The organism is Kribbella ginsengisoli (assembly GCF_039537185.1).
GTDB lineage: Bacteria > Actinomycetota > Actinomycetes > Propionibacteriales > Kribbellaceae > Kribbella > Kribbella koreensis.
The window spans coordinates 206,612-217,813 of sequence record NZ_BAABAA010000014.1 but is presented as its reverse complement, the minus strand read 5'-3'; the positions used below and the strand labels follow the sequence as shown (position 1 = coordinate 217,813).

Here is an 11,202-nt window from a genome sequence, read left to right as displayed (position 1 = left end):
AGAGGAGACTAGAGGTTCACTGCTCCTTTTGGGGAGGGAGGGCGCAGGCTGGCGTGCCGCCGGGCATCTTCTCGCGGTTGTTCGCGATCAGCCGGTAGACGCCGGCCGCCACCCAGCGCACGGGTGGGAGCGTGATCATCACTCCGAGCGGTCGCCAGACGCCGCCGCTGTGGATCAGCCAGCGGGCGAACGCCTGCGCGCCGCCGTGAATCGTGCCGGCGCCGTCCACCCACAACACCTCGTACTGCGCCCGCTCGGCGGTCGTCCCGTACGCCGCCAGGTCGGTGAACTGCCACGGCTCGACCGGCACCGCGCCGCCGAGCCGGCGCTGCAGCCAGCGCGCGCTCGTCGTACAGAAGGCGCAGTCGCCGTCGAAGATCAGAATCGGGGTGGTCGGCACACCACCAATCTACTGCCGGGCCGGATGCGAGCGATCTCTCCTCCAACACGTAACGTCTGCTTAACACGCCCGGGGCAGACTGTGTGAGGCCGGGCGAAGCAAGCGTTCGGACAGTGTCGTTTCAGGACAGGAGAGGTGGACTCGCCGATGGACAAGCAGCAGGAGTTCGTGCTGCGCGCGCTCGAGGAGCGCGACGTACGGTTCGTGCGGCTCTGGTTCACCGATGTGCTCGGGTTCCTGAAGTCGGTGGCGGTGGCGCCGGCCGAGCTGGAGGGCGCCTTCGCCGAGGGGATCGGGTTCGACGGTTCCGCGATCGAGGGCTTCGCCCGGGTGACCGAGGCGGACATGCTGGCCAAGCCGGACCCGTCGACGTTCCAGATCCTGCCCTGGCGGGGCGAGACGATGGGCACCGCGCGGATGTTCTGCGACATCAACATGCCCGACGGCTCGGCGTCGTTCGCCGACCCGCGGCACGTGCTGAAGCGGACCCTGTCGAAGGCGGCCGACCTCGGCTTCACCTTCTACACCCACCCCGAGATCGAGTTCTACCTGTTCAAGTCGCTGACCGGCGCGCCCGGCACGTATCCCGAACCGGTCGACTCGTCGGGCTACTTCGACCACACCCCGCAGGGCATCGGCAACGACTTCCGCCGCGAGGCGATCACGATGCTGGAGTCGATGGGCATCTCGGTCGAGTTCAGCCACCACGAGGGCGGCCCGGGCCAGCAGGAGATCGACCTGCGGTACGCCGACGCGCTGTCGACCGCCGACAACATCATGACCTTCCGGGTGGTGGTGAAGGAGGTCGCGCTGTCGCAGGGCATCTACGCGTCCTTCATGCCGAAGCCGCTGAGCGAGCACCCCGGCTCGGGCATGCACACCCACATGTCGCTGTTCGAGGGCGACCGGAACGCGTTCTTCGAGGGCGGCGCGCAGTACCAGCTGTCCAAGACCGGACGTGCGTTCATCGCCGGCCTGCTGCACCACGCGGCCGAGATCACCGCGGTGACGAACCAGTGGGTGAACTCGTACAAGCGGCTCGCCGTCGGCGACGAGGCGCCCTCGTTCATCTCGTGGGGCCACAACAACCGGTCCGCGCTGGTCCGGGTGCCGATGTACAAGCCGCACAAGGGCCAGTCGTCGCGGGTCGAGTTCCGCTCGCTGGACTCGGCGGCGAACCCGTACCTGGCGTTCGCGCTGATGCTCGCGGCCGGGCTGAAGGGCATCGAGGAAGGCTACGAGCTGCCGCGCGAGGTCGAGGAAGACGTCTGGTCGCTGACCAGCCGCGAGCGCAAGGCCCTCGGCATCAAGCCGCTGCCGAGCAGCCTCGCCGAAGCCATCTCGGTGATGGAGGACAGCGAACTGGTCGCCGAAACCCTCGGCGAGCACGTCTTCGACTTCTTCCTGCGCAACAAGCGGGTCGAGTGGCAGGACTACCGCCGCCAGGTCACCCCGTTCGAACTGAACAAGCTGCTCCCCGTCCTGTAATCAGGTCGGCGATCAGCCGATCTGTACGCCGGTGATCCAGGCCGGCTGTCCTGCCCGCGCGATCCGGTCGACCGCGGGCAGGCCGCCGGTGATCCTGCCGACCACGGTGTACTTCGCGGGCAACCGCGAGCCGTGGTGGACCAGGATCAGCCGGGCCCCGCTGCCATTGACGTTGCCCAGCGCAACGGTGCCGCGCGGGTAGCTCTCATGCCCAGACAGCTCCGGCGCGAACCGATAGCCGGGCGAGGCGGTCGCACACTCGACGTACGCGGCCGTCTTCCCTGGGCAGGTCTTGTCGGTGTAGTACCCCATCAGGCTGAGGTGGACGATGCTGTGCACCGCGCAGGGGGCGAGCTTGCGGTCGAGCCGGAGCACGACGCTGCCCTGGCTGGTCTTCGCCGTCACCTTGACCGACCCCATCAGGGGCGCCAGCGAGAACGGCGGCTTCACACCGTCGGGCTCGGTGCGGGTGTAGGTGCACTTCTTGAAGAACGTCTCGGCGCCCTGGGCGCTGGAGGCCCAGCCTTCGATCACGAAGGCCAGCACGGCGATCAGGAGGATGGCGACTATCCGCTTCCATCGACGCATAGTCACGAAAGTAACACTCTGAGTAGCGTCCGCGACAGGGTCGCAGATAGTTACTCTCGGCCGCGTTTGCGCGGTAAATAGTTTCCTGAGGCGTCATCCATTGGTCGTCCGACGTCCTGCTCGCCTCCAACGGAGGCGCCACCGACATGTCCGCAGTACTGAATCAGTTCCCGGCCGAGTAGGCAGTCGCTAGCTGGCGCCGGCGCGTTCGTGTGAGCTCCAGCGGGTGGCTGCCGTGGAGTGGCGGTACGGCGCGTCGGTGTCGGGGGTTTTGATGGCGGTGAGGCCGGTGATCTCCACCTCGGGGGCGCGCTCGATCACCGCGGAGCCGTCGGGGGCGAGGGCGTGGACCTCTTCTACTGTGAGGAGGCCTACGGGGCGGATGCCTTCGGTGATCACCACGATGTTGCCGGGGACAACTTGCTGGGCACGGTGGCCTTTGGGGGGTACCAGGATGCCCTCGGCGGGCGTGCGCCAGGCACCTGGGGCGAAGCGGCGTAGGGAGAGGCCTGCTTGGCCGTCCTCGGCTGACCTCGGTGGGAGGTAGGCGGTTGCTGTGTAGTCGTAGTCGTAGTCCGGCTCGGGCGGCCCGGACACTCGCCCACCCTGCTGGGGCGTCAACCAGACCACCGTGCCCCGGACAGCGAGCGACCCCGTCATCATGACCATAACGAGCCATCATGCCGACTACAGCCCGAATATGCCAGGCAACTCCGTGTGTTGACCGCAATCCCACCGCAATCCACCCGAGATCTCCCTCGAACCCTTCACCACCCGCCGACGCAGCCAGGCCCGACACCGGCCCCCGGCAGCGCAACACGACGGCTGAGGTGGGGGGCGGAGGGGTCACACTAGGCTGGCGGGTGTGGCGGAGGTTCGGAGGGTTTCGGGTGCGGGGCGGTTGGCGCGGGCTGGGTTTGCGGATTCGGCTCGGGCCGGGCGGATGCTGGATCAGCTGGATGCTCTTGACGCGCTGAGCGGGCCGGACGAGCACAGTCCGATGGCCAGTGATCAGCTGATCGCGTCGCTGGGGGAGTCGGCGGATCCGGATCTCGCGCTCGCCGGGCTGCTGGGGATCGCCGAGTCGCTGCACGCAGGAGGCTTCGACCTCGCCGCCTTCACGCGCTGTCTGGAGATGGATCCCGACTTCCGGCGGCGGCTGGTCTTCGTGCTCGGCGCGAGTGAGGCGCTCGGCCGGCACCTGAGCGTGCATCCACGGCACTGGTACGACCTTGCGGACCCGGCGTTGGCCGGGTCCCGGCCGACGCCGGATGATGTCGCCGCGTGCCTCGCGACCGCCGTCGACGCCGCCAACCCGGTCGACGCGCTGCGGATCGAGTACCGGCGGTTGCTGCTCCGGCTGGCGTCGAGGGATCTCGCCGAAGGGCTGCTCGTCGACGAGACCGCCGCAGTACTGGCCGACCTCGCCGGTGGCGCGCTGGAGACGGCGCTCAGGATCGCGCGCAAGGACTACTTCACCGCGCACCCGAAGGCCGCCGACTGCCGCCTCGCGATTGTTGCCATGGGCAAGTGTGGCGGCCGCGAGCTGAACTACGTGAGCGACGTCGACGTACTGTTCGTCGCCGAGCCGTTGGAGGGCGAGCCCGAAGCGCCGGCCCTCAAGACGGCTACTGCTCTGGCGTCGGCGACCATGCGGATCTGCTCGGCCCATACCGCCGAGGGCACGCTGTGGCCGGTCGACGCCGCATTGCGCCCAGAGGGCAAGGCTGGCCCGCTCGTGCGGACGCTCGACAGCCACCTCGCCTACTACCAGCGCTGGGCCAAGACCTGGGAGTTCCAGGCGTTGCTGAAGGCGCGGCCGGTCGCGGGCGATGCAGAACTCGGGCAGGAGTACGCCAAGAGGACCCGCGAACTGGTCTGGTCGGCGGCTGATCGTGAAGGCTTCGTCGGTGACGTCCAGGCGATGCGCCGGCGCGTGGTCGACCACATTCCGGCGGCCGACGCGGATCGCCAGCTGAAGCTCGGTCCTGGTGGCTTGCGGGACGTGGAGTTCGCCGTACAGCTCCTGCAGCTCGTGCATGGACGCAGCGACGAATCGGTCCGCAGCGGTACTACGTTGGTCGCGCTGGAGCAGTTGACCGGCTCGGGATACGTCGGCCGCACCGACGGCGCGGTACTCGCCGACGCCTACCGATTCCTCCGGTCGATGGAGCACCGCATCCAGCTGTACCGCCTGCGCCGCACGCATCAGGTGCCGGACGATGACGACGATCTGCGCCGACTCGGCCGGTCGCTGGGGTTCACCAAGAACCCGATCGACGACCTCACCGCAGCCTGGAAGAAGCACGGGCTCGAAGTACGGCGATTGCACGAGAAGCTCTTCTACCGACCGCTGCTCGCCGCCGTTGCGCGGATCCCCGGTGGTGAGGTGCGGTTGACGCCGGAGGCCGCCAAGCAGCGGCTGACGGCTCTCGGGTACGCCGATCCCGGCTCGGCGCTCCGGCATATCGAGGCGTTGTCGGAGGGTGTGTCGCGCCGGTCGTCGATCCAGCGCGCGCTGCTGCCGGCGATGCTCGGGTGGTTCGCCGAGTCGCCTGATCCCGACGCCGGGTTGCTGGCCTTCCGGACGATCTCGGACGCATTGGGTTCGACACCTTGGTACTTGCGCCAGTTGCGCGACGAGGGCGCATCGGCCGAGCGGCTGGCGCACTTGCTGGCGAGCGGGCGGTACGCGGTCGATCTGTTGCAGCGGGCGCCCGAGGCGACGGCGATGCTCGCGGACGAGCGGGAGTTGTCGCCGCGCTCGTCGGAGTCGCTGTTGACGGAGATGACCGCGGCCGGGCGGCGGCAGGATGAGCCCGAGGCTGCGGTCGCGGCGATTCGTGGGGCCCGGCGGCGGGAGTTGTTCCGGGTCGCGGCGGCGGATCTGTCGGGGTTGCTCGAGGTCGAGGCGGTCGGTGAGGCGCTGACGACGGTGTCGATGGCGACGCTGACGGCTGCATTGGAGGTAGCGAGGCGGACGGTGGCGAAGGGCGAGCCGGAGCCGACGCGGATGTCCATCGTCGCGATGGGACGGTTCGGCGGGCATGAGTTGAGCTATGGCTCCGATGCGGACGTCATGTTCGTGCACGACCCGTTGCCGGGCGCTTCCGAGAAGGCGGCGACGGACTTCGCCACGCAGGCGGCGACCGAGTTGCGGCGACTGCTGGCGCTACCTGGTGCTGATCCCGCGGTGGCGATCGACGCCGATCTGCGGCCCGAGGGACGGCAAGGCCCGTTGGTACGGACGCTCGCCTCCTACGCCTCGTACTACGCCCGCTGGTCAGCGGTCTGGGAAGCGCAGGCGTTGCTCCGGGCCGATCCGCTGTGCGGGGACCCCACGCTCTGCAACGCGTTCCGCGAACTCATCGACCCACTGCGCTACCCGGACGGCGGTATCTCCGACCGCGACGTGATGGAGATCCGCCGTATCAAGGCCCGCGTAGACGCCGAGCGCCTACCCCGTGGCGCCGACCCCGCAACCCACACCAAGCTCGGCCGAGGCGGTCTGGCCGACATCGAATGGACCGTGCAACTCCTGCAGATGCGCTACGCCCATCAGGTCGAAGGCCTCCGGACCACCCGCACCCTCGGAGCACTCCGGACCGCCGTCGACGTCGGCCTGGTCGAGGCCCCCGATGCCGATGTCCTCAGCCGCGCTTGGGAGATGGCCACCCGCATCCGAAACGCGATCATGCTGGTCCGCGCCCGCCCCAGCGACTCCCTCCCGCGGGACCCGCGCGACCTGGCCGCCGTAGCCCAGATCTGCGGCTACAACGTCGGCGAAACCAGCCGCTTCTCCGACGACTACCTCCGCCGGACCCGCCAGGCCCGCAACGTCGTCGACCGTCTCTTCTGGGGCGACTGAACCTGCTCGAACTCCCCAGGCCGGCAACCTCTGCTTGACAGGCAACCTTTTGGTTGCCTATTTTGTGAGGGTGGAGCTGGTGTTCAAGGCGTTGGCGGACGGGCAGCGGCGGGGGCTGCTGGACGCGTTGCGCGAGCGGAACGGGCAGACGCTGGGGGAGTTGTGCGAGCTGCTGCCCGAGCTGACCCGGCAAGGAGTGACGAAACACCTGCGGATCCTCGAGGACGCCGACCTGGTGGTCACGGTCAAGCGGGGGCGGAACAAGTACCACTACCTGAATCCGGTGCCGATCAACGAGATCGCCGAGCGATGGATCGGCAACTACGAACGCGACAAGCTGCGCGCGCTCAGTGCGCTGAAGGCAGCGTTGGAGGAGAAACCATGAGCAGTCCCGCGATGATCCACGTCACCTACATCGAGACCACGCCGCAGAGACTCTGGCAGGCGCTCACCTCGGGAGCCTTCACCCAGCTGTACTGGTTCGGCCGCCGGATCGAGTCCGACTGGGCGGTCGGCTCGCCGGTCCGGTTCTACGACAGCGCCGACGACAGCCTGACCGACTCCGGCGAGGTCCTCGTGTACGACGAGCCGAAGACCCTCGCCTACACCTTCAAGAACGAGACCGTCGACGGCGAGGTCCCCGGCCGCGTCACCTTCAGCATCACCCCGGCCGGCGACTCGGTCGTCAAACTCCAGGTCGTCCACGACCAGATCGCCGAGGACACCGTGGAAGGCTGGCGCAACGGCTGGGGCCCGATCCTGGCCAACCTCAAGACCTATCTCGAAACCGGTCGCACGCTGGCGATCGTTCTCTGAGACCATCGCCTGATGGCAGGCAGAGTGGACTACCCGGGCCGAGGTCCGACCTGGATCGGCGTGCCCGGGCTGGTCGTGCTGGTGATCGGGGTGCTGATCTTCGGCCAGACCCTCTACCACCGTGGGGAAAGCCGGGATCTCCTCGATCATGGTGTCGAGACCGGTGCGGCGTCCGTCCGGCTCACGGTCTACTCCGGCAAGGCCAGCCCGCTCGTCGAGGACGTCACGGTGACCTTCAGCACGATCGACGGCCGATCGAACACGGCGGTGCTGAAGATCAAGGAGGACGATCCACAGGGAATGCCGGAGGGGGAGCAGGCGCCTGCCACCGGCACCCGGTACGCGATGCCCCTCAAGATCCTGTACGACCCGGAGGACCCGGCCTTTGCGATCGCCTCGATCGACGCGCACGAGTGGGCGACCGACCGCAAGGACCTCACCCTCGGCGCAGGCCTGCTGGCCGGAGGCGGTCTGCTGGTGATCCTCGCCGCCGTCCTGCTGACCGTCGGAGCCCGCCGCCGCGGCCTCGCCTGGAATCGCTGGTACTCGGACGCCGTCTCCAGCTGACCTCGGACCACCGGGCCCGCAACGTCGCGGGAGGCCAACCGCGCGGCCGGCTGGCGTCGAGTGCTTGTTTTGGGGCGACCGAAGCACCCCACCTACGATTAGGGCGTGGAGACGGTGGAGCAGGTGCGGCAGGCGGGGGTGTTCAGTACCGTCCGGCGCAGCGTGCGGATGACGGTGGGGCAGCAGCGGGTCTGGGAGACCAACTGGGCGCAACTGGGGCGGAAGCTCGAAGACATTCCGGCGGGACTGGTTGATCTGGCGGACTGGTTCGGGCGGGACGCGCCGACCGTGCTCGAGATCGGGTCGGGGATGGGCGAGGGCACCTCGCAGCTGGCCCGGCAGGCTCCGGAGGTCAACCACATCGCCGCCGAGGTGTATCCGGCCGGGCTCGGCCAGCTGATGTTGTGGGTGGAGAAGTACGAGCTCGACAACGTCCGGCTGCTGCACGGCGACGCGCTGGAGTTCCTGACCGACCACCTGCCGGCCGAGTCGCTGGCGGGCGTACGGGTGTTCTTCCCGGATCCCTGGCCGAAGAAGCGCCATCACAAGCGCCGGCTGATCACGCCGCCGTTCGTGAAGTTGCTCGCCTCCCGGTTGCAGCCGGGCGGAAGGTTGCATCTGGCAACGGACTGGCAGGGTTACGCCGACGACATGCTCGCGATCTGCGAGGCGGAGCCGCTGCTCACCAACGAGTACGACGGCTGGGCGCCGCGACCCGACTGGCGCCCGATCACCAAGTTCGAGTCACGGGCGCACGACGAGGGCCGCCGCTGTCATGACCTGATGTTCATGAAGTCCGCGACGTGAAGTTCCACTGACCTGACGGCACCGTGAACACGCAGTACCCGTCGACAGCGACCGGCTCCGGTGCATAAGGCGCAGGCACCACCGCCACGTCACCCACTGCCTCAGCCGGCACGTGCACCTCGGCGACAGCACCAACAGGAACCTGTACTTCGAGTTGGAACACCCTCCCAACCCGCCGCCAACTGGCCGACACCCGCCCCCGAACGGTATCCGTCAGCAAAGACGCCGAATCAACGTCCGCCCGGCCGTCCGGCCGCACCAGAATCCGCGACCACCCACCACCCAGGTTCCGGACCCCCGCCACGTTCTCCAGCAACCACTGCACCACCGTCCCCTGGAAGTAGTGGTTGCGCGACCGGGTATCCGTCTCCCACATCTCCCACATCGTGTCGGCGCCGTTGTCGATCCAGTACCCCCAACTCGGATACGACCGCTGCAACGCGACCTTCGCCGCCACGTCGGCATGACCAAAGGCAGTGAGCACCGGCAGCAGCACACCGACCCCGAGACACCCGGTGTTGAGATGGAACCCACGCGCCTCGATGTCCGCCACCAGGTTGGCCACCACCGCCGGAACCACCTCGGCGGGCACCATCCCGAAAGCCAGCGGCACCGCATTGGACGTCTGCCGGTAATCCGGATCCGACGCGGTCCGGTAGATCCCGGCCGATCGATCGAGGAACGCCCGGTTCAGCCCATCGACGAGCTCCGACGCAGCCTTCCGCAACCGGTCGGCCTCGGCTGACTTGCCCAGCAGTTCGGCGATCTCGGCGACCGCGATGACAGCGCGGTACAAGTACGCAGTACCGGTCAGTCGCCGGTCCTCGGGTGGCGGGCCGTCCTGGTAGCCGGGTGGGAGCCAATCGCCGAGGACACTGAGCGACAACCCGTCGGAGACCCGATCGAGTTCGTAGTCGACGTAGCGGAGTACGGCGTCCCAATGGCCGGCCAGCAATCGCTCGTCGCCGTACCAGCGATGCATCTCGCGCAGGAAGAACGGATAGACCGTCGACCACTCGGTCGCCGGCGCGAGCTCGGTGTAACCCCAATCGCCCGTCGGCACAATGACGGGCAGTCGGCCAGAAGCGTCTTGGCTGTCGCGCAGGTCGCCGAGCCACTTGGTGAAGAAACGCGCCATCCCGAGCGTGCCGGCCATCGTCGGCGCCCCGACCTGCGCGTCGCCGGTCCAGCCGTTCTTCTCCATCTTCGGAGTGTCGGTCGGGATGCCGTGCAGGTTGTTGAGCACGGTCCGCCGCATCGCCTGCTCGAGTTGCTCATACAGCGGCTCGCTCGAGCTGAAACGGCTGACCGCCGGTACGTCGGAATGCACCACCCGCATCGTCACCGACTCACGCGTCGGCACCCCCGGGAAACCTTCGAGCTGGACATACCGGAAACCCTTGTACGAGAAGCGCGGCTCCCACTCCTCGACCCCGTTGCCCGCGGCAATGTATTCGTCGCGCTGGAACCGGTCCTTCTTCACATGCTCGTTCTCCGCGAAAACGGTGCCATCGGCAAGCAACCACTCACCGTGCGTGAGGCTGATCGTCGTACCGGCCGGCGCGGTCACCCGTAGCTTGGTCCAGCCGGCCGTCGTCCGCCCGAAGTCCGCGATCCACACGCCCGGCTTCGGCTGCGTGAACTCCACGGGCGCGACGTCCTCGATCACCCGGATCGGCTCATGCTCCTGAGCCCGTACCTCACCGCGCGGCGCCGCGACGACGAGAGCCGCGCTCCACTCCGAGTCGTCGAACCCGGCCGCATCCCAACCCGCCGGATGCAGCCGCGCGTCATACGTCTCACCGGAGAACAACGAGTCCGACCGAGTCGGCCCGTCGGCCACCCGCCACGCGTCATCCGTAACGATCTCGGTCACGCTGCCGTCGGCGTGCTCGATCACCAATCGCGCGAGCAGCCGCGGCTCAGCGGTCCACGGCGTCTGGTGCCAGCGCCAGACGTTCGGCGTCGACAACCCGAAGAACCCGCGCCCAAGCTCAGCGCCCAGCACGTTGTCGCCGGGTCGCAGCAGCCCGGTCACGTCGTACGCGACCGACAGCACCGTCTCGTCGTAGTCGGTGAACCCAGGATCGAGCACCGAGTCGCCCACGCGCTGCCCGTTGATCCGCAGCTCCTGGTAGGCGAGCCCGCTCGCATAAAGCCGGGCGCTCTCAACAGACTCAAGCGTGAAGGTCCGCCGCAGCAGAGGCGCCGGTACATCCTCATCCCGTACTTCGGAATCGCGCGCACCGATCCATTGCGCCCCGCCGAACCCCTCACCGAGCAGGCCCGTCTCGAACCAGCTCCCCGCACTCCAGCGCCCCACCCGCTCCAGCCCGTCCCACAACCGCACGGCCCAGTGATAGCGAGTCCGCGGTTCCAGCGCCGGACCGTCGTAGGCGACACCGAAGCTCTGCGCGGAGGCGACCTGCCCGGAGTCCCAGACGTCGGCTGTCTCCGGCGTCAGCAGCTCAGACGCCGAGGCGACCAGCACCTGGTACGCCGACTGCGTCGCGCCGTACCCCGGTGCGGTCGCGATCCAGCCCAACCGGGGCCGGCTGACGTCCGTACCGAGCGGGCGGTCGGCGTACTCGGTGGTGAGCTTGGCCGCGGTCAGCGGTCCACCAGGGGTCCAGCTCATCAGGCAAGCTCCTCACAAGACGGGAAGGTC

10 protein-coding genes are annotated in these 11,202 nt (G+C 68.3%); 6 read left to right on the top strand and 4 right to left on the bottom strand.

From position 1 onward, the window contains the following. Nucleotides 1-16 precede the first annotated feature (16 nt). Nucleotides 17-400 (bottom strand): thiol-disulfide oxidoreductase DCC family protein, encoded by a 384-nt coding sequence (locus tag ABD768_RS35785; RefSeq protein WP_343981337.1) that lies wholly within the window; start codon nucleotides 398-400, stop codon nucleotides 17-19. 147 nt (nucleotides 401-547) lie between these two features. Here ABD768_RS35785 and glnA point away from each other — a divergent pair, with 147 nt between their 5' ends. After that, nucleotides 548-1,888, top strand: a complete 1,341-nt coding sequence (gene glnA, locus ABD768_RS35780; RefSeq protein WP_343981334.1) for a type I glutamate--ammonia ligase — start codon at nucleotides 548-550, stop codon at nucleotides 1,886-1,888. 12 nt (nucleotides 1,889-1,900) lie between these two features. On the opposite strand, the gene ABD768_RS35775 is transcribed toward glnA, so the two are convergent. Next, on the bottom strand, nucleotides 1,901-2,476 hold the full coding sequence (locus tag ABD768_RS35775; RefSeq protein ID WP_343981331.1) for a peptidylprolyl isomerase: 576 nt from the start codon (nucleotides 2,474-2,476) through the stop codon (nucleotides 1,901-1,903). Between the two features lie 189 nt (nucleotides 2,477-2,665). Further along, entirely contained in the window at nucleotides 2,666-3,145 is a 480-nt protein-coding gene (locus ABD768_RS35770) for a hypothetical protein (protein WP_344848273.1), read from the bottom strand. Between the two features lie 196 nt (nucleotides 3,146-3,341). Here ABD768_RS35770 and ABD768_RS35765 point away from each other — a divergent pair, with 196 nt between their 5' ends. The 5 genes from ABD768_RS35765 (at nucleotide 3,342) to trmB (ending at nucleotide 8,534) form a co-directional block, all read left to right on the top strand. Next, entirely contained in the window at nucleotides 3,342-6,344 is a 3,003-nt protein-coding gene (locus ABD768_RS35765) for a bifunctional [glutamine synthetase] adenylyltransferase/[glutamine synthetase]-adenylyl-L-tyrosine phosphorylase (RefSeq protein WP_486327393.1), read from the top strand. A 70-nt stretch (nucleotides 6,345-6,414) separates the two neighbouring features. Beyond that, a complete protein-coding gene (locus tag ABD768_RS35760; protein WP_343981326.1) occupies nucleotides 6,415-6,729 on the top strand; it encodes an ArsR/SmtB family transcription factor in 315 nt (104 codons plus the stop codon). Beyond that, a complete protein-coding gene (locus ABD768_RS35755; protein WP_344848269.1) occupies nucleotides 6,726-7,160 on the top strand; it encodes an SRPBCC family protein in 435 nt (144 codons plus the stop codon). The genes ABD768_RS35760 and ABD768_RS35755 overlap by 4 nt, the downstream gene beginning before the upstream one ends. A 12-nt stretch (nucleotides 7,161-7,172) precedes the next feature. Then, entirely contained in the window at nucleotides 7,173-7,727 is a 555-nt protein-coding gene (locus tag ABD768_RS35750) for a DUF3592 domain-containing protein (RefSeq protein ID WP_344848266.1), read from the top strand. Nucleotides 7,728-7,832: 105 nt separating this feature from the next. Further along, on the top strand, nucleotides 7,833-8,534 hold the full coding sequence (gene trmB, locus ABD768_RS35745; RefSeq protein ID WP_344848263.1) for a tRNA (guanosine(46)-N7)-methyltransferase TrmB: 702 nt from the start codon (nucleotides 7,833-7,835) through the stop codon (nucleotides 8,532-8,534). On the opposite strand, the gene ABD768_RS35740 is transcribed toward trmB, so the two are convergent. Continuing rightward, a complete protein-coding gene (locus ABD768_RS35740) occupies nucleotides 8,515-11,172 on the bottom strand; it encodes a family 78 glycoside hydrolase catalytic domain (RefSeq protein WP_344848258.1) in 2,658 nt (885 codons plus the stop codon). The two genes, trmB and ABD768_RS35740, sit on opposite strands and share 20 nt — an antisense overlap. Nucleotides 11,173-11,202 lie beyond the last annotated feature (30 nt).

Coding starts and splice junctions, on each gene's coding strand:
- glnA (WP_343981334.1), top strand. CDS start 548: ATGGACAAGCAGCAGGAGTTCGTGCTGCGCGCGCTCGAGGAGCGCGAC.
- ABD768_RS35775 (WP_343981331.1), bottom strand. CDS start 2,476: ATGCGTCGATGGAAGCGGATAGTCGCCATCCTCCTGATCGCCGTGCTG.
- ABD768_RS35770 (WP_344848273.1), bottom strand. CDS start 3,145: ATGGTCATGATGACGGGGTCGCTCGCTGTCCGGGGCACGGTGGTCTGG.
- ABD768_RS35755 (WP_344848269.1), top strand. CDS start 6,726: ATGAGCAGTCCCGCGATGATCCACGTCACCTACATCGAGACCACGCCG.
- ABD768_RS35750 (WP_344848266.1), top strand. CDS start 7,173: ATGGCAGGCAGAGTGGACTACCCGGGCCGAGGTCCGACCTGGATCGGC.
- ABD768_RS35740 (WP_344848258.1), bottom strand. CDS start 11,172: ATGAGCTGGACCCCTGGTGGACCGCTGACCGCGGCCAAGCTCACCACC.